The organism is Pseudidiomarina sp. (assembly GCF_048267825.1).
Classification (GTDB): domain Bacteria; phylum Pseudomonadota; class Gammaproteobacteria; order Enterobacterales; family Alteromonadaceae; genus Pseudidiomarina.
In genome coordinates this window covers 17922-39923 of the sequence record NZ_JBLWWR010000012.1, presented here as the reverse complement: position 1 = coordinate 39923, position 22002 = coordinate 17922, and the positions used below count along the sequence as shown (strand labels likewise).

General features: G+C 48.6%; 18 protein-coding genes. 11 read left to right on the top strand and 7 right to left on the bottom strand.

What is annotated here, in order from left to right; all coding sequences use genetic code 11:
- Window positions 1–106: 106 nt before the first annotated feature.
- From ACN0UN_RS09685 to ACN0UN_RS09660, 6 genes are read left to right on the top strand one after another with little or no spacing between them, the layout of a single operon-like run.
- Window positions 107–2383, top strand: a complete 2277-nt coding sequence (locus ACN0UN_RS09685; protein ID WP_417659797.1) for an LPS-assembly protein LptD — start codon at window positions 107–109, stop codon at window positions 2381–2383.
- A gap of 9 nt (window positions 2384–2392) precedes the next feature.
- Entirely contained in the window at window positions 2393–3679 is a 1287-nt protein-coding gene (gene surA, locus ACN0UN_RS09680) for a peptidylprolyl isomerase SurA (protein ID WP_417659796.1), read from the top strand.
- A gap of 5 nt (window positions 3680–3684) precedes the next feature.
- Entirely contained in the window at window positions 3685–4665 is a 981-nt protein-coding gene (gene pdxA / locus ACN0UN_RS09675; protein WP_417659795.1) for a 4-hydroxythreonine-4-phosphate dehydrogenase PdxA, read from the top strand.
- Window positions 4662–5471, top strand: a complete 810-nt coding sequence (gene rsmA, locus ACN0UN_RS09670) for a 16S rRNA (adenine(1518)-N(6)/adenine(1519)-N(6))-dimethyltransferase RsmA (protein WP_417659794.1) — start codon at window positions 4662–4664, stop codon at window positions 5469–5471. The genes pdxA and rsmA overlap by 4 nt, the downstream gene beginning before the upstream one ends.
- The gene (apaG, locus tag ACN0UN_RS09665; protein WP_417659793.1) at window positions 5464–5832 is read left to right on the top strand and encodes a Co2+/Mg2+ efflux protein ApaG; all 369 of its coding nucleotides are present in this window, start codon (window positions 5464–5466) and stop codon (window positions 5830–5832) included. Before rsmA ends, apaG begins: the two co-directional genes overlap by 8 nt.
- 10 nt (window positions 5833–5842) lie before the next feature.
- Window positions 5843–6667 (top strand): symmetrical bis(5'-nucleosyl)-tetraphosphatase, encoded by an 825-nt coding sequence (locus ACN0UN_RS09660; protein ID WP_417659792.1) that lies wholly within the window; start codon window positions 5843–5845, stop codon window positions 6665–6667.
- Here ACN0UN_RS09660 and tyrS read toward each other — a convergent pair.
- Window positions 6664–7866, bottom strand: coding sequence for a tyrosine--tRNA ligase (tyrS, locus tag ACN0UN_RS09655; protein WP_417659791.1), 1203 nt, complete (start codon window positions 7864–7866; stop codon window positions 6664–6666). The two genes, ACN0UN_RS09660 and tyrS, sit on opposite strands and share 4 nt — an antisense overlap.
- Before the next feature lie 202 nt (window positions 7867–8068).
- Here tyrS and ACN0UN_RS09650 point away from each other — a divergent pair, with 202 nt between their 5' ends.
- Window positions 8069–9376: a peptidoglycan DD-metalloendopeptidase family protein gene (locus ACN0UN_RS09650; RefSeq protein WP_417659825.1), complete on the top strand. Its 1308-nt coding sequence runs from the start codon at window positions 8069–8071 to the stop codon at window positions 9374–9376.
- Window positions 9376–10500: an anhydro-N-acetylmuramic acid kinase gene (locus ACN0UN_RS09645; protein ID WP_417659790.1), complete on the top strand. Its 1125-nt coding sequence runs from the start codon at window positions 9376–9378 to the stop codon at window positions 10498–10500. The genes ACN0UN_RS09650 and ACN0UN_RS09645 overlap by 1 nt, the downstream gene beginning before the upstream one ends.
- Window positions 10501–10504: 4 nt before the next feature.
- Here ACN0UN_RS09645 and pepQ read toward each other — a convergent pair whose 3' ends face one another.
- From pepQ to ACN0UN_RS09630, 3 genes are all read right to left on the bottom strand, one after another.
- A complete protein-coding gene (pepQ, locus tag ACN0UN_RS09640) occupies window positions 10505–11818 on the bottom strand; it encodes a Xaa-Pro dipeptidase (RefSeq protein ID WP_417659789.1) in 1314 nt (437 codons plus the stop codon).
- Window positions 11819–11877: 59 nt separating this feature from the next.
- A complete protein-coding gene (erpA, locus tag ACN0UN_RS09635; RefSeq protein ID WP_128352869.1) occupies window positions 11878–12225 on the bottom strand; it encodes an iron-sulfur cluster insertion protein ErpA in 348 nt (115 codons plus the stop codon).
- A gap of 87 nt (window positions 12226–12312) precedes the next feature.
- Window positions 12313–13038 carry a DUF6776 family protein gene (locus ACN0UN_RS09630; protein ID WP_417659788.1) on the bottom strand — a complete coding sequence of 242 codons (726 nt, stop codon included), beginning with the start codon at window positions 13036–13038 and terminating at the stop codon, window positions 12313–12315.
- A gap of 86 nt (window positions 13039–13124) precedes the next feature.
- Here ACN0UN_RS09630 and hemJ point away from each other — a divergent pair, with 86 nt between their 5' ends.
- From hemJ to hemL, 3 genes are all read left to right on the top strand, one after another.
- Complete coding sequence (hemJ, locus tag ACN0UN_RS09625; protein ID WP_417659787.1) at window positions 13125–13550, top strand: protoporphyrinogen oxidase HemJ; 426 nt, start codon at window positions 13125–13127, stop codon at window positions 13548–13550.
- A 79-nt stretch (window positions 13551–13629) separates the two neighbouring features.
- Entirely contained in the window at window positions 13630–14646 is a 1017-nt protein-coding gene (locus tag ACN0UN_RS09620) for an aspartate carbamoyltransferase (RefSeq protein WP_417659786.1), read from the top strand.
- 28 nt (window positions 14647–14674) lie between these two features.
- Window positions 14675–15958, top strand: a complete 1284-nt coding sequence (hemL, locus tag ACN0UN_RS09615) for a glutamate-1-semialdehyde 2,1-aminomutase (protein WP_417659785.1) — start codon at window positions 14675–14677, stop codon at window positions 15956–15958.
- Here hemL and mrcB read toward each other — a convergent pair.
- From mrcB to pepB, 3 genes are read right to left on the bottom strand one after another with little or no spacing between them, the layout of a single operon-like run.
- Window positions 15950–18229, bottom strand: a complete 2280-nt coding sequence (gene mrcB, locus ACN0UN_RS09610; protein ID WP_417659784.1) for a penicillin-binding protein 1B — start codon at window positions 18227–18229, stop codon at window positions 15950–15952. The genes hemL and mrcB overlap by 9 nt on opposite strands.
- Window positions 18226–20664, bottom strand: coding sequence for an ATP-dependent helicase HrpB (gene hrpB / locus ACN0UN_RS09605; RefSeq protein WP_417659783.1), 2439 nt, complete (start codon window positions 20662–20664; stop codon window positions 18226–18228). The genes mrcB and hrpB overlap by 4 nt, the downstream gene beginning before the upstream one ends.
- 4 nt (window positions 20665–20668) lie before the next feature.
- Window positions 20669–21955, bottom strand: coding sequence for an aminopeptidase PepB (gene pepB, locus ACN0UN_RS09600; RefSeq protein ID WP_417659782.1), 1287 nt, complete (start codon window positions 21953–21955; stop codon window positions 20669–20671).
- Window positions 21956–22002: the final 47 nt, after the last annotated feature.

The window sequence follows — 22002 nt, the reverse complement described above, 5'->3', positions numbered from 1 at the left end:
GTCGCTGACAGATAAGTGAAAAACCCAGTGTAGCAAATGGCAGCAGAATAAAAATTGCTTTATCATACCCTGCACATTGTGAAGGAAAACTTGGGTATTTGGCTACATGCATAAAAATTTTCGGACCTCGTTATGGACGATAGCACTTGCGATTAGCAGTTGCTCTGTTCATGCGCAGCAACCAGCGAATACGAAACTGTCCGAAGTATGCCCAATTCCTGCGCCACTATTTGATGCACCAAAGCACCCAATTACTGGCCTGCCAACTGGTGCTATTGGCGTGCGGGCTAACCGCGCCGATATCGACTCAACCACGCAGGTTGCATCATTTTATGGCGATGTTGAAGTACAACTTGATGCGCAGCAACTGCGTACCCAACAAGCACAAATAAACCAGCAAACCGGTAATATTAACGCCAGTGGCGCAACACGATTTACCAATGGGTATGTGCAGGTCGCGTCTGAAAACTTCCGCTTAAATTCAGGTGAAAATCGGGCCTTTTTGAGTGGTGCACGGTATCAACTCACAGCAACTGGCGCGCATGGCAAAGCCGATGTGCTGTCATTATCACCCCAACGCGTCGTTTTAGAAGGTTCAACATTTACCACATGCCCCGGTGACAACCCTGCATGGCAAATGAGCGCGCAAGAGATTTCTTTAAGTGAAGACGAAGAATGGGGTGAAGCTTGGCATGCCAAGTTTGAATTGTTTGGGCTGCCGGTTCTTTATATTCCATATATCAATTTTCCTGTGACTGACGCGCGAAAATCTGGCTTTTTGTTTCCAACGTTTCGCTCATCACAAAAAAACGGTTTCGAAGTTGAATTGCCTTATTACATAAATATTGCGCCCAATATGGACGCAACTATTGCACCACGATATATGGCCGAACGCGGCCTGCAGATGCAAGGCGAGTTTCGTTTTTTAAGTGAAACCAGCCAAGGCCAATACAATCTCGCTTATTTAGAAGACGATAACAGCACCGTTGATAATAGTGCCCGTTACTTATGGCGTATTGAACAATCACACATTTGGGGCGACCACTGGCGCGGTTACATTAACGGCACCTTTATCAGTGACGATGACTATCTGAATGATTTAGGCAGTGATTTTGCTGGGCGCGCTGATGCGCAGTTGTATCGTCATGCGCAACTCGATTATTTAACCGACGACTGGCAAGTCACGTTGCGGGCTGAAGACTTTGAGTTGCTCGGCAATTACCGTTCGCCTTATCGAACCATGCCGCAAATAACCAGTCACTATAACCATAGCTCAGCGTTCGATTTAGATTTCACGTTATTTAGTGAGCTTTCTCATTTTCGTAATCAAGATGACAGCACCGACACGGCCACGCGTGTGCATTTAGAACCACAATTACGCTACCACCTTGAGCACCCGGGCTTTGATTGGTTGGCAGAGTTAAGCTATGCCTACACGTATTACGATCAAGAGCAAAATTTAACCACTGGTTTGTCGGCGAATCCAACGCGAAGCCTGCCAACATTCCGTTGGCGTGGTCGCGTTAATTTAGAGCGCTCGGTGGAAATTGGTGACGAGTCCTACATGCATACCCTGCAACCGCAGATTCAATACTTGTATACCCCGTACCGTGATCAGTCAGGAATTGGTATCTACGACTCAACCTTGATGCAGGACGACTACCAAGGCTTGTTTCGTGCCCGGCGTTTTTCAGGTTTAGACCGAATTGCCGACGCCAATCAAGCAACGGTTGGGGTATCAACAAGCTTGTTTGATCATCAAGCGCGGGAACTTGCCCGCGTCAGCTTTGGCCAGATTTATTATTTCGAGAATAGCCAAACACAATTGCTTGAGTCGGCAGACGAAAACCTCGCCAGTCGCTCTGATTTAGCTCTGGAAACGCGTTTTCGCATTAACAACAACATGTACTTCAATAGTTCCATTCAATACAACCTGGAGTTACATCGTACCCGTAAGAGCCAAACCACGATTGAATATCGAAAAGACGAATTTAATTTGATTCAATTCAGTCACCGCACAGTTACCAACTTACTTGAAGAAGATGTGGAACAAGTTGGCATGATCGGTGTCGTAGAACTCAGCCCGCGCTGGCAAATGGCGTCAAATTGGTATTACGACCTTGCAAACAGTCGTACCAACGACGCGCTCATTGCGTTACAGTACAGTGATTGTTGTTGGGCAATGCGAATTAGTGGTTATCGACGCATTAATCGCAATTTAGAATTTAATAATGGACTGCCACAAGTCGGCGCTCCAGAGTTCGACAACGGTGTAAGCATTCAATTTATAATAAAAGGCTTGGGAAGCGATAACCGTAGCTTGCTTGATCTACTTGAGCAAAGCTTGTTTGGTTACCGTCACCCATTCCATTTAAGCAACTAGGTAGTATTCATGGGTAAAATTGTAAAAGTTCTCGCCGCAACCGCATTGCTCTCGCTAAGTGTTACAGCATGGAGCCAACAGGTGCTTGACCGCATCGCAGTGGTTGTTAACGAAGGTGTTGTTTTAGAAAGTGAAGTTGAACAACTTGTTCAACAAGTGAAACGTAATTCAGCACAAAGCGATACTGCCTTGCCTTCTGACAAAGTATTACGCATTCAAGCAATGGATCGGCTGGTACTGTCGGAATTACAGATGCAGATGGCTGAACGCATGGGGATAACCATTTCTGATGCCCAGCTGCAACAGACATTAGTGTCAATTGCACAAGACCAAGGTATCACTGTTGACGAACTGCGTGCTCAAAACGAAGCCTCCGGTGTCAACTGGGAAAACTTTCGCGAATCAGTTCGTAAAGAAATGATCATTGGTGAAGTTCAACGCGCCGCTGTGCGTCGCCGCGTTGCTGTTTCACCACAAGAAATTCAAAACCTGGTAAATGCCATGAATCAGGCTAATGAGCAAGAAGTTGAATATCGCTTAGGCCACATTCTTCTTGGCTTTCGTGACGGTGCTTCTGCCGATGAAGTGCAAGCGACCCGTTCTCGCGCTGAGCAACTTATCGAGCGCTTAGCTGGAGGTGCCGATTTTTCGCAAGCCGCTATCACCTCATCTTCGGGCCCACGCGCTTTAGAAGGCGGTGATTTGGGGTGGATGAACATTAATGCAATGCCAACCCTATTTGCTGATGCGGTACGCAACAAGTCGAAAGGTGAATTGGTTGGTCCACTACGCAGCGGCGTTGGCTTTCATATTCTGCAAGTCACTGATGTTCGTGGTATAGAGCAAGTAGAAATTGACGAAGTAAAAGCACGTCACATACTTATTAAGCCCTCGATTATATTGTCGGAACGACGCGCGCAGGAAAAGCTCGCTGAGCTACGTGCAGAAATTATCGCCGGTGAATTGAGCTTTGAAGATGCCGCGCGCGAGCATTCCGCCGACCCGGGTTCAGCAGCCAATGGCGGCGACTTAGGTTGGTCTGAACCGAGCGTATATGCAGAAGAGTTTAAGCGTAAAGTCGAGCGTTCACCCATTGGTGAAATTACCGAGCCTTTCCAAACTCAGTTCGGCTGGCACATTCTTGAAGTACTCGACCGACGCAAGCTTGATGCAACCAAGCGCAGTAAAGAAAACCGTGCATACCAACTTCTGTTTAGCCGTAAGTATCAGGAAGAACTAGAAAACTGGCAGCAAGAAATGCGCGACCAAGCCTATATCGAAACGCTGATTGAGTAATAACTATGACTGCAGCGCGAATTGCATTTACACCGGGTGAGCCAGCTGGTATTGGCCCTGACCTTGCGGTGCATCTCGCGCAACAGGATTGGCCAGTTGAATTAGTTGTTGTTGCTGATCCTGAGTTGCTTCAACAGCGCGCAGCACTACTTGGTTTACCGTTGCACATTGTGCCCTACATTCAACAGAACCCAGCCCGCAGGCAAACTGCGGGTTCGTTGACGGTCTGTTCAGTACCCTTAGCAAAGCCCGCCATTCCGCAACACCTTGATGATGCAAATTCCAGCTACGTCATTGCCACGCTCAAACGTGCGGGCGAAGGCTGCATGCATGGTGAGTTTGATGCATTGGTTACAGGCCCGGTGCATAAAGGCGTTATTAATCAGGCCGGTATTTCATTTAGCGGGCATACAGAGTTTTTTGCCGAGCTAAGCAATACACCGCGCGTTGTTATGATGCTTGCCACAGAAGGTTTGCGCGTCGCCTTAGTGACTACTCACCTACCGTTAAGCCAAGTACCTGCGGCAATTACGCGTGAGCGTGTGGAGGAAACCCTCGAAATTATTGCGCGCGATATGAACACCAAGTGGGGTATTGAACAGCCACGCATTTTCGTCTGCGGGCTTAACCCACATGCGGGCGAACAGGGACATCTTGGACGAGAAGAAATTGAACACATTAGCCCAGCACTTGAGAATTTAAGAAATAAGGGCCTGCAAGTTTCCGGGCCCTATCCGGCAGACACCATATTTCAACCTCATTATTTAGCCAATGCCGATGTTATTGTAGCGATGTATCACGACCAAGGCCTGCCTGTGTTAAAATACAAAGGATTCGGCAACGCAATTAATATCACCTTGGGTCTGCCCTTTATTCGTACTTCGGTCGATCATGGCACCGCTCTCGATCGCGCCGGCACTCATAACATAGATGACAGCAGTGCGTTGCTCGCTTTACGCACTGCAATCGACATGGTAAATCGATGACAAAAACACATTTGGGCCATCGCGCTCGCAAACGTTTTGGACAAAACTTTCTTCATGATCAGTTCGTAATCAACGATATTGTCGATGCTATAAATCCACAACCCGAAGAGAATCTGGTCGAGATAGGTCCCGGCTTGGCCGCTCTAACTGAGCCAGTTGTTGAACGTGCCGGAAAACTAACGGTGGTTGAGCTTGACCGCGATCTTGCTGAACGGTTAGAACGGCACCCATTTCTACAAAGCAAGTTAACAGTGTTTCGTGGTGACGCATTAAAAACCGACTTCCGCCAATTTGCAGCAGATAAGCCTATACGGGTGTTTGGTAATTTGCCCTACAACATCTCAACCCCGTTAATTTTTCATCTGCTTGAGCATCTTGAAGTCATTCAAGACATGCACTTTATGCTGCAAAAAGAAGTTGTCGAACGCTTAGCTGCTGAGCCCAACAGTAAAACTTACGGGCGCATTAGTGTCTCTATACAGCAAGCGTGTCAGGTGGAATTGGTGCTCATGGTTCCGCCAGGCGCTTTCACACCGCCGCCAAAGGTTGAATCTGCCGTGGTACGCTTGATACCGTACAAAGAGTCGCCGTACCCGGTAAAAGATCGGGTGGCACTGCATAAAATTTGCTTGATTGCATTTAATCAACGTCGTAAAACCATACGTAACAACCTTAAGCAAATAATGAATGACGATCAGCTCGAGGCTCTTGGCATTGACCCCAATGCCCGTCCAGAAACTTTGTCAGTAGCGGATTATTGCCGCTTAGCAGACTGGTACAGCGAACAGCAAGGTGACCATGCGTAAAATCGATATTGAGGTTAAAACTCATTTCATTGCATCCCATTCCGATGAAACCGCCGGCGAGTATGCTTTTGCCTATTCAATTACCATTACAAATCAGTCGGATGTTTCGGTGCAGCTGCTCAAGAGAGCTTGGAAAATAACCGATGCCGACCATAAAATAACGCGGGTCGCTGGCGATGGTGTGGTTGGCGAACAGCCGCATATCGCACCGGGCGAAAGCTATAGTTACACCAGTGGCACAGTAATCGCTACGCCGATAGGAACAATGGAAGGCTTCTATACCATGGTCGATGCTGCGGGTGACCGATTTGATGTGGAGATACCGTCTTTTCGCCTCGCCATTCCAAACATAATTCACTAAACAACAGACTATGTCGCGTTATCTGGTTGGTGATATTCAAGGGTGCGCAGAGCAACTCTCACTCGTTCTTGAACAGGCCAATTTCAATCCGAAATTTGACGAACTCTGGTGCGTTGGTGATTTAGTTGGCCGCGGACCTGCTTCATTGCGAAGTTTAGAAATAGTTCGTGAGCTTGACGCCTCAGCCCGCATCGTACTTGGCAATCACGACTTAAACTTACTGGCTGTTCTGTGCGGCGTACGCGAGGCTGATCCAAAAGATAAGTTAGGTGCGATTCTCGCTTTAACCGATGCAGAAAAGCGTGACTGGATAGGCTGGTTAGTGCAACAACCACTGCTGTTGCGCAGCAGTGATAACTTGGTCATGACCCATGCCGGAATTTATCCTTGGTGGACCATCGATCAAGCAGAAAAATGCGCCAATGAAGTATCGGCAGCGCTGCAAACTGCATGGAAAAATGACCAGTTGTCGGAATTCTTGCAAAGTATGTATGGCAATGAGCCAAGCCAATGGTCTGATGATTTGCAAGGTGATGAGCGTATTCGATTTATAATCAACGCCTTCACGCGTATGCGCTTTTGCGACACTAACGGACACTTAAATTTTTCCGTTAAAACTGCACCGAATGACCCGAGCGTGCCAGAGCATCTTGTGCCATGGTTCGAGTTATGGGATGTCAGTGATACAACCCTTGTGTTTGGTCACTGGGCGGCCTTGATGGGAAAGACTCAACGTGATGATGTGATTGCGCTTGATACTGGTTGTGTTTGGGGTGAGCACCTCACGCTGATGCAGTGGCCTAATGGCCAATGCATCAGAGCGCCAGGTATTTAGCTTAAAGTAATTCGCGCAAACTTGCGTTTGCCCACCTGATAAACCGCTGTTGACCCCGATAAAACAACCATTTTCGTATCAGTTACTTTATCGCCATCTATTTTTACCGCGCCCTGCTTAATCATGCGCATGGCTTCTGAAGTGGATGCTACGAGCTCAGCTTCGCGCAGTAGGTTCCCAATCGCCAACTCACCGTTTTCACTGGCAACCGTTAGTTCCGGCATATCGTCGGGTATAGCATTCTTACTGAACCGTTGAATAAAGTCTTGCTCAGCTGCATCGGCAGCCGCTGCATCATGAAAGCGTGCAATAATTTCCTTAGCCAACAGAACTTTGTAATCACGTGGATTGGCACCATCTTTCACGGCTTGCTTGAATGTTTTTACTTCATCCAGTGGGCGGAAGCTTAATAGCTCATAGTAACGCCACATTAAATCGTCAGAAACCGACATGACTTTGCCGAACATCTCGTTGGCCGGTTCAGTAATCCCAATGTAGTTGCCTAGCGACTTCGACATTTTTTGAACGCCATCAAGGCCTTCAAGCAACGGCATCATCACCACAGTTTGTGGCTTCTGGCCTTCATCTTTTTGCAGTTCTCGGCCCATTAGCAGATTAAAACGCTGATCGGTTCCGCCCAGTTCAACGTCCGCCTTCAATGCGACGGAGTCCCACCCTTGTACGAGTGGATAAAGAAACTCGTGAATTGCTATCGGTTGCCCAGTACTGTAACGCTTTTTAAAGTCGTCGCGCTCAAGCATCCGCGCCACTGTTTGCCGTGCTGCAAGCTTTATCATGCCCGCCGCACCAAGGTCGTTCATCCACTCCGAGTTGAACCGGATTTTAGTCTTAGCTGGGTCGAGTATCTTAAAAACCTGCTCTTTGTAAGTTTGAGCATTCGCCAATACATCGTCACGGGAAAGCGGTTTACGCGTTACATTTTTACCGGTTGGGTCACCGATCATGCCGGTGAAATCACCAATCAAAAACACAATTTCGTGGCCTAAATCCTGAAAAGCTCGCATTTTATTAATCAACACCGTATGCCCAAGGTGCAAATCAGGGGCGGTAGGGTCAAAACCAGCTTTAATTACCAGCGGCTTGCCACTAGCAAGCTTTTCTTTAAGCTCTTCTGCTAAAAGAATTTCTTCGGTACCACGCGCAATCTCTGCAAACGCATCCGCAGCTGATAATTTCATAGTCGACTTTCTCCTGATATCGTTCAATTTGGCCACGAACCCCGCATTGTATGCTATTTCTCCAGCCGGTTTAAGCGTAATTAAACGTAAATTGACTGGAAAATCGCCATGCTTCGTATTATTCTGCAATCAGATCTAACGATACTCTAACAACTAAAGAGCGCTAACACGTCGGAAGGTTATGAAGTCGATTCCAAAATATATGGCAAGATTTATCGCCGCGTTGCCGCGGCGTCACCAAGTGCTGCTCAGCTCTGTCTGTGCGGCAACGCTGCTCGTTGTGTTGCTTCCATCTGAGTCAGCAACAGCTTCTCGTCATGTCAGTGAGCCACAATTAGGGCAATCTGAACTTATTATGGGCCAACGCTACCAATTAGAAATTAGTGTTGAAGCGCAGCAAGGTGCTGCGAACAATAATGCTGAAACAAGCGTACGCTGGAGTGGCTATGAAGTGCGCTCTGGTGATTCGTTAGCCCGTATATTCGATAAAATGGGGCTTTCTCCTCAGCAACTTTATCGCGTCACTCAAGATAGCCAAGCCGACAAATATCTGCGCAAGATTCACCCTGGCGACACCTTGCGTATTGCGCGCGACGAAAATGACCAACTTATCCAGATTGCTTATCAGCTAAACCCAACTGACACCTTGATTATTACCAAAACAGAACAGGGTTTTGTCAGTGAAATCGAAGCCAAGAGTGTTGAAGTTCGAACAGAAACTGCACACGCACGCATTCAATCAAGTTTTTGGAACGCAGGTATTGATGCGGGTCTGACAGAAGGTCAGATTATGAGCATTGCTGACATCTTTGGCTGGGATATCGATTTCGCGCTGGATTTGCGCGAAGGTGATGAATTCAGCGTGATGTTTGAAAAGGAATATGCCGACGGAGAGTTTGTCGGGTACGGTCGCGTGTTAGCCGCCGAGTTTGTGAATCGTGGCGAGCATTATCAGGCTTTCCTGCACGACAATGGTGACTTCTACAATGCTGAAGGGCGTGCGATGCGTAAATCGTTTTTGCGCTCACCGGTTAAGTTTACTTATATCAGTTCAAGCTTCAATCCTCGCCGACTGCATCCGGTGACGGGGCAAGTGCGCCCGCACAACGGTATTGATTACGCAGCGAAAACTGGAACACCGATTATGTCGTCAGGCGCAGGCCGCGTTATCGCAAGTGCTTACAACAATTTGAATGGCCATTATGTTTTCATCCAACACGGCGAACGTTACGTCACTAAGTACCTTCACCTAAGCAAACGCCTGGTCAAAAAAGGACAACGCGTTAAGCAAGGCGAACTCATCGGTCGCGTTGGCGCCACCGGTCGCGTAACGGGTGCTCATTTACACTATGAATTCCTTGTTGATGGTGTGCATCGCAATCCTCGCACGGTCAAGTTCCCACAAGCCGAATCATTGATTGCCGCAGAATTACCATTGTTCAAAGATACCGCTCAACAGCGGCTCGCAGTTCTGAACGACAGCAAACGGTTATACTTGGCGATGCGCTAATGTCTCAGCGTGAACTCTATCTAGGTCTCATGTCAGGCACCAGTATGGATGGGCTGGATGTGGTGCTAGTTGAGTTTGACGGTGAGCAGCCCGAATTACTGAGTCATCAGCACTATCCGTTGCCGGATAACTTACAACAGCAACTGCACCAACTGTGTCAGCCTGAGGCCGAGGAACTTGATCTTTGGGGTACCGCCGATCGGCTATTTGGAATGTTTAGTGCGCAATGCGTTACGCAATTTCTGCAGCATATCAACGTGTCCCCCAATGCGATTAAAGCGATTGGCAGTCACGGGCAGACCGTGCGCCATCAACCCGATGCAACGCCCCATTACACCCTTCAACTTGGTGACCCGAACACCATTGCAGCGTTAACGGGTATCCCTGTTGTCGCCGACTTTCGGCGTAAAGATATTGCCTTAGGCGGACAGGGAGCGCCGTTGGTACCAGCGTTCCATCAAGCCATTTTCAGCAGTTTTGATGAATCCCGGGTTATTTTGAATTTAGGCGGCATCGCTAATATTACTTGGTTACCTGGAACCCCAGCTGGGGTGACTGGTTTTGATACGGGCCCGGCGAATACCCTTATGGACCGCTGGTTTAAAGAATGTCACCCTGAACATTCTGATGAATTTGATCGACACGGCGCATTCGCAGCCAAGGGTACGGTACTTGATGATGTGCTTGAAAAGTTAGTTGCGGATAGTTATTTCAGCCGACCGCCCCCCAAAAGCACTGGCCGTGATGACTTCAATTTAGACTGGTTGCGAAGCCACGTGAAGAATCTGAACAGCTATCAACCTGAAGATATTCAAGCAACCTTAGTGGCTTTAACCGCGCGCACCGTTGCGGATGCGATATCGCAATGGTTGCCAGAATCGCCCGAAACTATTTTCGTCGCTGGCGGCGGCGCCTACAATCCAATTCTGATGAGCGCACTGAAGTCTGCACTCCCACATCGCGGCTGGCATGCCACATCCGTTCTTGGGGTGTCGCCTCAACATGTTGAGGCTATGGCGTTTGCGTGGCTGGCGCGCTGCTATATGCAGCGTACCCCTGGCAATTTGCCCGCAGTGACCGGCGCCAGCCGGTCTACGGTACTTGGTGGTCTATATTTACCGTGAGTTGTTAAACTCCCAGAGCGGCAAAGGCGTCGCGCGTTAGATTTTCATTACGACCGTTTTCACCAACCACAATGCTATCTTCAATTCGAACCCCACCATATGGGCGCAACGCGTCAATGCGTTGCCAATTGAAGTCATTATTACCTTGGTGCGCTTCCAGCAACTGATCGACAACATAGAGCCCAGGTTCAATGGTGAACGCCTGTCCAACCTCAACGTCACGCAGCAGCCGCAAGAATGGATGGCGCGAGTCACGGGCTATCGTGTCACCGCGGTCACTTGCTAAGAAGCCGCCCACGTCATGAACTTGAAGCCCGATAAAATGACCCAGCCCGTGCGGGAAAAATGCGCTGCTATAGCCTTGCTCGTAAATGCTTTCGGCCGAACCTTTTACAAACCCAAATTCACTAAGAATCTTCGCAATTTTCAAGTGTTGGCTAACATGCAGTTCATAGTAGTTAATGCCAGGTTTAATCTCGGTAAGTAGTTCTTGCTGTGCTGCATCCATCGCTGCAATCAAATCTGCAAAAAAGCCAGTTTGGCGCGCATAAGTGCGGGTAATATCGGCACAGTAACCGCGGTATAAAGCACCTGCATCAATTAAAAAAGAGCGTGATTCAGCTGGCGCTTGGGTTTCGTATACGTCGTAATGCAGTACAGCCCCGTGTTCATTCAAGGCAACAATACTGTTGTAAGGAACCTGACATTCACGAAAATTTATTGCAGCAAGGTAAGCATGGTGAATTTCTAATTCACTGGCGCCGCTCATGAAAGCGTCACGTGCAGCAATATGTGCTTTAGCTGCTAATTTATTCGCTTCACGCAGATTCCCGACTTCCCACTCAGTTTTGATAGCACGATGAAAGTGCAGGTGGTCAATCAAATTTGCTGGATTACGTGCCTTAACCGGCCAGCTTGCAACAGGTTCAGCGAAGTCCTCGCCAATAAATGCGGCTGACTTTAACTTATCACCAAGCCAAGCTGTCATTTTGTCTTGCTCGTCAATTACAACCAGCTCAACGTGTTCCTGCCATTCTTCAACGGGAATCTGAACTTCGGCATGCCAAAAATCGCGCGGCTTAAACAGAAAAACTACCGGCTTATTCCCCGGTTCATAAAAGATTGCACTTTTAGGGCTTTCAATGACTGGAACCCAATATTTGAATAACGGGTTTACTTTATAAGGGGCTGGATTGTCATCTAGAAATGCAACACGCGGTTGGCCCGCGTAAATAAGAACTGAGTCGTAACCGGTCGCGGTAAGTGCCGCGTCAAAACGGGCACGAACCGTGGCGATATGATCTGCGTATGCGCTCATAAAAACCTCGCTTAGAATGTGTGGGAATATTCTAACCGAAAGCGCGAGTTAACTCATCCTCAGATCGCGAAGCTAGACCCACAACCACAGGTAGTGGTCGCATTTGGGTTATCAACGAAGAATCGGGCACCTTGCAAACCTTCTTCATAGTTTACAGTTCCGCCGACTAGATATTGCAGGCTCATTGGGTCAACCACCAAGGTGACACCATTTTTTTCTATTTCCATATCGCCAGGATTGGCTTTCTCATCAAAAGTAAAACCATACTGGAAGCCAGAACACCCACCACCTGTTACGTACACACGCAGTTTTAACGCCGGGTTTTCTTCTTCGGCGATAAGTTTTTTTACTTTGTTTGCCGCAGATTCAGTAAACTGAATAGGCATCGCTTGTGCTGCGTCGGTCATGATGTTTTGGTACCTCTTGAAAATTCAGCTGCTATTTTCGCTTACCTGACTAAAAGGGTCAAGTATTGACCCTAGTATAACACGTAATTATTCCACGCCCTGACTTGCTCGTTCCTGCAACAATTGACTCCAGAAAAAGCTACGGGTCAGGGGTTGCTTCGCGCCATTGATGTTTACCTCAACATCAATGCGCTCGGGCAGGAAGTCTTCCGGTAATACAAAGTCGCCTGCCTGAACAGTAAAGTAGCGCATACTAAATTGCCGATCTTTCGCCTCGATATTCGCTAAAGCCAGTAAATCAAAGCTGGCTGACTTACCCTCTTTGCGGCCATGCAAACGAATATTTAACGACCCCTTGGTGAGGCTGCGTAGTCGTTCCATTTGCACAATTGCCAGCCGGAAATGAAAGTGGTTCGCCGCGATATTCTGTTGCAGCTCCAGCGAGTCGATAACCACCCCGCTGGCCTCAAGTTCTGGTGCCATAATTTTTTGATAAAAAGTTAATTCACGTCGCAGAGCAAAGTTTTCGTCTTGTGCCATGAGCAACTCTTGTTGCAGGCTTTTACTTGCAGCACGTTCGATACCGAGTTCGACGGTGGCAATATGTTGTTGGTAGTCGAAGGTTTCTGAGCGCTCGTAGAGCTGCTCGATTAGCAAGTTTTTGCGCTGAATCTCATCATGGAGTGCAAGCACATGCCAGTTTCCGCCCCAGTATCCGGCCAAAGCGCCACAGGCTATTGCCAGAGCAAGCACACCCCACCCACCAAAACGGTGAACTAAAGCGCTGATTATGATATTTTTCTTCTCTTTCATCGATTCACTTCTTATCATGAGTTAGCGTCATGCTACGCAGGCGCTTATCATCACGCAACTAAAAATAGTCGAGCACAGGCGGTCGTATGATTCTTTGGCTTAAAGCGTTTCATGTAATATTTATGGTAGCTTGGTTTGCCGGTATTTTTTATTTACCACGGCTATTTGTCTACCACGCCCAGAACGATAACGAAAACGTTAGCGAACAACTCAAAGTAATGGAACGACGATTACTCTACTTTGTCACGCCTTTTGCGATTCTCACCTTGGTTTTTGGTTTAGCTCTAATGTGGATATATGGGGCTGCTTGGCTGAAAGCAAGCGCTTGGTTGCACGTTAAATTAGTGCTGGTTGCTGTGCTTTATATCTATCATGGCTATTGCTTTAAGCTTTTGTCGGATTTTAAACACAATCGTAATACCCGCAGCCATAAATTCTACCGGGTGTTTAATGAAGTACCGGTATTCGCTTTATTTGCGATCATCATCTTAGCTGTGGTCAAGCCGTTTTAATGGCTTGACCATTCTTTTTAGGCACACTTTCTGCTAAAGTATCCGTCCAGTGTTTTCCATCACTGCAGGGCCTCTAATCATGAATTTTACCGGTGCCAACATCCTTTCTGTTGACCAATTCGATATTGATAGCATTCAAACTATTTTTGCGACTGCGGACCGTATGCAGCCCTACGCGCGGCGTCAAAAACGCACAAAAGTTCTTGATGGTGCAATTCTTGGCAACTTGTTTTTTGAGTCGTCAACGCGAACGCGGGTAAGTTTTGGTACTGCATTCAATTTGCTCGGCGGCGAAGTGCGCGAAACCACGGGAATGGAAAGTTCTGCGCTGGCAAAAGGTGAATCCCTCTACGATACCGCACGTGTACTGAGTAGCTACAGCGACGTTATTGCAATGCGTCATCCAAAGTCGGGTTCCGTAGCTGAGTTTGCCGAAGGGAGTCGTGTTCCAGTTATCAATGGCGGCGATGGCGCCAATGAACACCCAACCCAAGCATTACTCGACTTGTACACCATTAAGCAAGAGTTGGCCTACCATGGTCACACGGTAGATGGCATGCATATATGCATGATGGGCGACTTAAAATTCGGCCGTACCGTGCATTCCTTGTCGCGACTACTGGCCATGTATAAAAATATTCGCTTCACCTTAATTTCACCACGCGAATTAGCCATGCCCGACAGCGTGCTGGAGGTTTTAGCGAAAGTTGGTCACCAAGTGGTAATTACCGACCAGGTAAGCGGTATTTCTGATGCTGATATTGTCTACCAGACACGTATTCAGCAAGAACGCTTTACAACACCGCAAGAAGCAGATTTATACCGGGGTAAATTTAGGCTTAACAGCGAAATTTATACCAAACACTACAAGCCGAACACAGTGATTATGCACCCGTTACCACGTGATTCGCGCGCAGAAGCCAATGAATTAGATAATGATCTGAACCAAAATCCTAATTTGGCCATATTTCGTCAAGCCGATAACGGCGTTTTAATTCGAATGGCCCTTTTCGCTTTAACATTAGGTGTGGCGGACCAGGTTGATAAATATGAATGCGATGTGAACTGGTACAGTGAGAAACGTACCGGTTATTAGTCCATCTACAATGAATATGAGGAAACGAATGTCACGTTCTGACGAATTATTTGCCCAAGCACAACATAGCATTCCTGGCGGCGTAAACTCTCCGGTTCGCGCATTTAATGGGGTTGGCGGGTCGCCAATATTCATCGAACGCGCCGATGGCGCTTACATGTTTGATGCCGACGGCCAACGTTACATTGATTATGTAGGTTCCTGGGGCCCAATGATTTTGGGACACAACAACGCCGCTATTCGTGAAGCAACGCATCAAGCAGTTGACCGCGGACTAAGCTTCGGCACGCCGACAGCCAACGAAATCACAATGGCTGAAAAAATAAAGTTCTTAGTGCCGTCCATTGAGAAAGTACGGATGGTAAATTCAGGTACTGAAGCAACCATGACAGCCATTCGTTTAGCACGTGGCTTTACTGGACGTGACAAAATTCTAAAGTTTGAAGGCTGCTATCACGGGCATGCGGATGCTCTGCTGGTAAAAGCTGGCTCAGGCGCCCTGACGCTGGGTGTACCCAGCTCGCCGGGCATTCCTGAAGACTTTGCCAAACATACACTTACCGTAACCTTTAATGATCTGGATTCGGTACGCCAAATATTCGCCGAATGCGGCGATGACATTGCAACCATCATCGTTGAACCCGTTGCAGGTAATATGAATTGTATTCCGCCTGCCCCAGGATTCTTAGAAGGCTTGCGTGAAATTTGTGACGAGTATGGCAGCGTACTTATTTTTGACGAAGTTATGTCAGGGTTTCGTGTTGCCCGTGGCGGCGCGCAAGAGCGCTATAAAGTACTTCCAGACTTAACCACCCTTGGCAAAGTAATCGGTGGCGGTATGCCAGTCGGTGCTTTTGGTGGTAAGCGCGAAATCATGGATTACATTGCACCTGTCGGGCCGGTTTACCAAGCTGGCACATTGTCTGGTAACCCCGTCGCTATGGCTGCTGGTTTAGCTGCATTAACCCAGCTTGAAGACGAAGCCTTGTATCCAAATCTTTATGCCAAAGTCGATCGTCTTTTGGATGGCTTGCAAGCTTTAGCTGATGAAGCAGGTATACCATTTACAACAAACCGGGCAGGTTCTATGTTTGGTTTCTTCTTTAGTGGTGATGCCCCAATTACTAGTTTCAAACAAGCAACCGAGTGCAACATGGCGCATTTCCGCTCGTTTTATCACAGTATGCTAAAGCAGGGCGTTTATTTAGCCCCATCAGCTTTTGAAGCTGGTTTTATGTCTGCTGCGCATTCTGATGCGGATATTGAGGCAACATTGGCGGCCGCAAAAGTGGCATTCGCAGCGCTAAAATAAGCGCTGCCACCACGATTTTTCCTCAATCTCACCGGAGCATCCAAGGTCGTCAGGTAACAGTTTTTTGCGCGCCGGTAACAGGCGCGCATTATTACATTCAACCGGAATACGAACACCCAGTGTTGGATGAAATGCAGCGGCCTGCACGTCTGTTGGCGTTTGCAATTCCAGCGGGGTTATTAGCAACTGGCTCAACACACCCTGCACCACGCGCAACGCGCCACTGCTGCCCGTTAATTGCACCGGCTGGTTGTCATCACGCCCTAACCAAGCCGCAATCACGTGCTTATTATCGTAGGCAACAAACCAACTATCCCGATAGTCATTGGTAGTCCCGCTTTTACCGGCAAGTTTATTCACCCCAAATGCGTCCGCTAATTTACTTCCGGTGCCCTCATTAATCACGCCCCGTAAACCATAATTCACGAGGTATCCCGCCGTGGCAGAAAACACTTGCTTAGCGTCTGTTTGTTGCCGTTCAAAGAGCGTTAATCCTTGGTGGTTGGTTACTGCGCGAATACTTTGCAGCGGTCGATGGGTTCCCTGCTGCGCGAGCATGCTATAGATTTCCGTCACCGCAAGCGGCGACAACGGCACGGCACCTAATGTCAGCGATGGTACACTCGGTATCGGAGTGTCCACCCCGCTAGCTTGCAACAAATCAACAATTCTATCGATGCCGATACTTAAGCCCAAGCGCACCGCTGGTACGTTGCGCGACTGCGCCAATGCGTCATAAGCAAGCATCGCGCCTACATGCTCTTTGTCAAAGTTTTGCGGTGACCAGGAAGGTTGCCCCTGCTGCTCATAAAGCAACGGTTCATCAAACAACAAAGAGCCAAGTTCAAAGTCAGATAAACTGGAGAATGCTTCAGCATAAATTAAAGGTTTTATCAGCGAGCCGACAGGTCGCATCGCGGCTACCGCGCGATTGAAACCAACACGACGCGGATTGCGGTCACCAACAACTGCGGTAATGCCCGCTTGCTCGTGATTCGCTATTACCACCGCGCCTTGTAACTCTGAATCTTCACTCACTTTCGGCAGCTCACGTGTCAGGGCTTGCTCTGCTGCGTCTTGCGCCAGAGGGTCAAGATAGGTGAACACGCGCAAACCGTCTTGCTGCCAGTTTTCCGGCAAGCGCATTCGCCGTAATTCAAACTGGACTAACTCCATGTAATGGGGAATATTTTCGCTCACCAAACGCCCGCTGCCGTGCGGAATAACGGGTTGATTAACGCTTGCCACGTATTGCGACTGACTGATCAAGTTTTCTGCGAACATCAATTGCAAAATAAGGTCGCGCCGTTCTTGCGCGCGCTCTGGGTAGCGACGCGGATCATAATAGGACGGGCCTTTGATAACCCCCACTAGTAGTGCAACATCGGCAGGGTCGAGCTCTTCAACTTGCTTGCCAAAATAGAGTCGACTGGCAAGCCCTACACCATGAATAGCTGAACCTCTATCCTGCCCAAAATAAACTTCGTTCAAGTACGTTTCTAGAATTTCATTTTTACTAAATCGGTAGTCGAGAACAATCGCCATGAGCGCTTCATTGGCTTTACGCCATAAGGTGCGGTCACGCGTTAAATACAAGTTTTTCACCAATTGCTGAGTCAGTGTGCTACCGCCCTGCACGGTTTTCATTGCAGCAAGATTGGCTAGCGCCGCACGCCCAATTGAGGTTAATGAAATGCCTGAATGGTGGTAGAAGTCACGATCTTCAATGAGCAACAGGGTTTCGATTAGCAAGCTTGGTACACGTTCCAGCCCCACTAATAAACGATCTTCCTTATTACCGCCCGATAAACGTCCCAAGTAAGGCGGTTCAAGTTCAACCTGATTCAGTCTTCGACCGTCAGGAAGACTCATGACTGCTTGCACCCTATTACCGGCAAAATTCACTTGAACGCGCTGAGCCATTTGCGGGCCCTGCGCAAAGTCGAACGGGCGACGGTAGATTTCAACGCCATACTGGGTGACATTGTACTGGCCCGTATCCGCAACCTTCGCGACACGTTGATAGTTTAATCGGTCAAGCTCTGCAACCACCATCTCACGTGTAATTGGCGCAGCAGGTTCCAAGGTTAAGCTACGCCCATAAATAAGCGCAGGCGCTTGATAACGATTGCTGCTAAAGCGTTCAGTCAGGCTCGCGTCAAGGTAAATTAAATACCCAACGAGTACCACGACGCCAATTAGCGCCAGCTTAAGCCCAAGCACAACTAGTCGGCGCAATACAGACGGCTTGGCCTTCTTGTTTTTTGTCATTTCAACTGTCTCTTGGTTTGATGTGTTGCTTGCGCTTGGCGTGGGTCATCTGGCCACGGATGCTTTGGATAACGACCTTTCATTTCTTTTTTAACGTGTTGATAGGCATTACTCCAAAAGCTAGCTAAATCGCCGGTGCGTTGCAATAATCTTCCGGCTGGCGAAAGTAAATCTATGGTAATAGTCGTTTGACCGTGACACAGCGTGGGAGAAATTGGCTCACCAAACATTTCTTGTAGCTTCACAGCAACCAATGGCTGCTCGGCGCAGTAATCAATTTTCACCTGCCGCCCACTGGGAACTTCAAGCTTTTCAGGGCAGGCCTGATTCAGCTCGTTATGTTGTGCATAGGTTAAACGGGCTTGCAATGCAGCGCTGGGATTCCACGCCTTTATTTTCTGCAGGCTGTCGATGTGCTGCCAATATGGTGTGGCCCAGTGTTCAAGCTCATCAACTAAAGTGGCTGCATCAAACTTGGGCCAATGCTCTGGTTTAAGCTTTTCTTGGTACAGGTTAACACGCGCCAACCACTGCCGGGTTTCGTCGTTCAGTGTAAAGTACTCGAGCCCGTGCACAGCAACCTGATTGCTCACAAAACGTGTCAAAGCGGCTAAACGGTCAGCTGCCGAGATAGCATTTGGCGCTAACTTTTCCGATAGAACAATGGCACCGATAGCTTCAACCTGAACCGCTCGTAGGCGTTGTTGTGGCCCCTGCCAGCGCACCTCAGTTCGACGATCTTTTTGAACTGCTGGGTGGTTCAAGTCACTTTCATTTAAAGCAATAGCAGAGCCTATTATGGCATCGGCCTGCTGCTCGCTAAGCATCATATCAACCACCAGCAGCCACGCTGATCGTGGTCGCGTGTCTTCACGGTGGAAAGTTGCACCGCCGCCATAACTTAAAAGATACCCTTCACCACCCCGTCGTTGCTGTGCAATGCGGTCGCTATAGCCCCACAGCAACAACTCAGCCACCCATGTTGCATCAGGCTGTGCCGGCTCGACCTTAAGGCGTTTGCACCAATATTGAAAGCGTTGACGGGACGCCGGCACTAGACGGCTTACGTCAGCCGGGAACGACTCAGCAGGACCCGGCTGCTCAATTTGAGCCACCAGCCAAGCTGCAGTCACGCGCACCTGTGGCGACTGTTCAGACGCATATGCCAGAATACGCGCAACTCGGGGTTCGGCACCGAATTCAGCAATTTTAGCCCCCATCGCAGTCAACCCACCGTGATCATGGCTAATACCGAGCTGAGCCAATAACTTGTCTGCTGCTGCTAAATTCGCGTTATTCGGCTGACTGAAAAATTTCAGCTGCGCAGGCGCTGCTCCCCAACGACGGCACTCTAATAGCAGCGACGTTAAATCGGCCGTTTCCAAATCGGGTGCCTGAAACTCGCGCATACCATGCTCTTCATTCTTTGCCCACAAACGCATGCAGAATCCAGGCCCTAAACGCCCAGCTCGACCAGCACGTTGCGTGGCTGAAGCTTTACTAATACGTCGGGTAAGCAAACGCGTAATGCCGTGCTGTGGATAGAATTGAGCCTGCCGCTCACGACCACTATCAACCACAACATCAATGCTTGGAATAGTAAGGCTGGTTTCGGCAATATTGGTCGCAATAACCAGCCGACGGCGCGATGGGTTTGGAGAAAAAATTCGCTTTTGATCCGTCAAAGGTATTTGTCGGTGCAACGGCAACACATCCCAATTCGGCATCTGTTCAAACTGCGCACACAACGCCTTGATTTCGCGCTGGCCCGGCACGAAAACTAACACGCCCAGTTGCGCCGTCTGCATCGCTTTTTCAATCACCTTGGGTAATTGTTGCAACCAATACTGACCAGCGGCTACCGGATGATAGCTAATGTCGACAGGGTATTGACGCCCTTCGCTCTTCAGTACTTGTGCATCACCCAACCAATCTGCAATTGCCTGCGCGGGGAGGGTCGCAGACATGACAAGTAAACTTAAGTCGTTACGTAGATTGGCACTTTCTAAGGCCATGGCAAGGCCAAGGTCACTCGTTAAGTTACGTTCATGAAATTCATCAAATATCACCAAACCAACGCCAGTCAGCTCTGGGTCGTTTTGAATGTACTGGGTAAACATACCCTCGGTCACAATCAATAACCGTGTATCTTTATTGAATTTAGCTTCGCCGCGAATATGGTAGCCAATCGACTGACCAACGGCTTCACCGCGTTGTTCAGCCAAAAAAGTCGCGATGGATATTGCGGCTAAACGCCGTGGTTGCAGAAGCAAAATACGTTGGTTGGCAAGCACCTCTGCATCAAGCAGAGCTAAAGGTAGAACCGTTGATTTGCCAGCGCCGGGCGGCGCTTCAAGCACCACACGTGCGCCGGGTAACAAGGCAATAACATCATCAATGAGCGCTGTTACCGGCAGCACCTGTGGTCGCGTCATGGCGTTACTTCAACAAGGTAGCCGCGATAGTACGGAAACCTAAGGCTGTTGCACCTGTTGGCCACAAGCCATTGGCACTGCCGTGATAAGCGCCAGCAATGTCAAAGTGCAGCCAACCAGCGCCATTGTTTGGCGCAAACCGCAATAAAAATCCAGCTGCATTGCTCGCACCACCTGACCCGCCACCTTTTTGTGGTCGGCTATTTGCGGTGTCCGCGAACGCTGACGGGCAGTTATCTTTATGCCACGGGTTCAATGGCAGACGCCACAACAATTCGCGTTGCTGTTCAGCTATTGTTAACGTTTCCTGCGCCAGTTTATCGTCAACACTAAAGAGTGCGTTGTAATCGGTACCAACTGCCACTTGAGCAGCGCCAGTTAAGGTTGCTGCATCGATGATAAGCTTCGCATTTACTTCACCCGCATAGAGCAGCCCATCGGCAAGAACCAATCGCCCTTCAGCATCAGTATTGACGATTTCAACGGTTTGCTGGTCTTTATAGGTAATGATATCGCCAAGCTTATACGCACTGCCGTCAATCAAATTTTCAGCACAACACAACACCAACTGTACGCGTTTGTTGAGCCCTTGATGAATGGCATGAACCAGAGCTCCTGCCACGGTGGCAGCACCCCCCATATCACATTTCATGGCCAGCATTCCTTCACTGGATTTGATGCTGTAACCACCACTATCAAAGGTAATGCCCTTACCGATCAGAACGGCCTCGACCTCGGCGTCCTTATTATTGCTTGGGTTGTAGTCAACCACTAACATGAGCGGCGGACGCTCACTTGCACGGCCCACCGTATGAATTCCCATGCGCCCGTCTTGAATCAAATCGTCACCTACGATTGATCGGACTGATATGGCATTCGGGGCAACGGCCGTTAATTTCTCGCTAACCATTTGCGCCAGCGATTCTGGGTAGATTTCATTCGGCGGTAAGTTAATTAATTTACGCACCCAGGCAGCTGTATCGCGCATCTGCTGGAGGGTTTCGGCATCGCCCGCCCACTCAATTTGGTTCTTAGTTAAAGTATCTGTAAAACCGTTCGAAAACGCCCATTGACGCTCGACATCCCAGTTGTCACCCATTAATTTTGCGGCGTTGATGCCTAAATTATCGAGTTGCCGGCCAGCTTTTTGGATTTTGCGGAGATTATCAGCTTCATTGTCACCAATGAAAATTGTCGCGCCTTGGTCACCCATAACCGCCGCCGCGCTTGCTTTCCAAGCGGGTTGCTCGGTTTTATTCGTCGAGACAAATACAGATACAGTGCTAGACATGCGAATATGCTCCCAGTATGTTTTCAGCTTTATATTTCTCTATCGTA

Bases quoted from the DNA above. Each gene is read 5' to 3' on its own strand.
- ACN0UN_RS09685 (WP_417659797.1), top strand. From the start codon at position 107: ATGCATAAAAATTTTCGGACCTCGTTATGGACGATAGCACTTGCGATT.
- surA (WP_417659796.1), top strand. From the start codon at position 2,393: ATGGGTAAAATTGTAAAAGTTCTCGCCGCAACCGCATTGCTCTCGCTA.
- pdxA (WP_417659795.1), top strand. From the start codon at position 3,685: ATGACTGCAGCGCGAATTGCATTTACACCGGGTGAGCCAGCTGGTATT.
- rsmA (WP_417659794.1), top strand. From the start codon at position 4,662: ATGACAAAAACACATTTGGGCCATCGCGCTCGCAAACGTTTTGGACAA.
- apaG (WP_417659793.1), top strand. From the start codon at position 5,464: ATGCGTAAAATCGATATTGAGGTTAAAACTCATTTCATTGCATCCCAT.
- ACN0UN_RS09660 (WP_417659792.1), top strand. From the start codon at position 5,843: ATGTCGCGTTATCTGGTTGGTGATATTCAAGGGTGCGCAGAGCAACTC.
- tyrS (WP_417659791.1), bottom strand. From the start codon at position 7,866: ATGAAATTATCAGCTGCGGATGCGTTTGCAGAGATTGCGCGTGGTACC.
- ACN0UN_RS09650 (WP_417659825.1), top strand. From the start codon at position 8,069: ATGGCAAGATTTATCGCCGCGTTGCCGCGGCGTCACCAAGTGCTGCTC.
- ACN0UN_RS09645 (WP_417659790.1), top strand. From the start codon at position 9,376: ATGTCTCAGCGTGAACTCTATCTAGGTCTCATGTCAGGCACCAGTATG.
- pepQ (WP_417659789.1), bottom strand. From the start codon at position 11,818: ATGAGCGCATACGCAGATCATATCGCCACGGTTCGTGCCCGTTTTGAC.
- erpA (WP_128352869.1), bottom strand. From the start codon at position 12,225: ATGACCGACGCAGCACAAGCGATGCCTATTCAGTTTACTGAATCTGCG.
- ACN0UN_RS09630 (WP_417659788.1), bottom strand. From the start codon at position 13,038: ATGAAAGAGAAGAAAAATATCATAATCAGCGCTTTAGTTCACCGTTTT.
- hemJ (WP_417659787.1), top strand. From the start codon at position 13,125: ATGATTCTTTGGCTTAAAGCGTTTCATGTAATATTTATGGTAGCTTGG.
- ACN0UN_RS09620 (WP_417659786.1), top strand. From the start codon at position 13,630: ATGAATTTTACCGGTGCCAACATCCTTTCTGTTGACCAATTCGATATT.
- hemL (WP_417659785.1), top strand. From the start codon at position 14,675: ATGTCACGTTCTGACGAATTATTTGCCCAAGCACAACATAGCATTCCT.
- mrcB (WP_417659784.1), bottom strand. From the start codon at position 18,229: ATGACAAAAAACAAGAAGGCCAAGCCGTCTGTATTGCGCCGACTAGTT.
- hrpB (WP_417659783.1), bottom strand. From the start codon at position 20,664: ATGACGCGACCACAGGTGCTGCCGGTAACAGCGCTCATTGATGATGTT.
- pepB (WP_417659782.1), bottom strand. From the start codon at position 21,955: ATGTCTAGCACTGTATCTGTATTTGTCTCGACGAATAAAACCGAGCAA.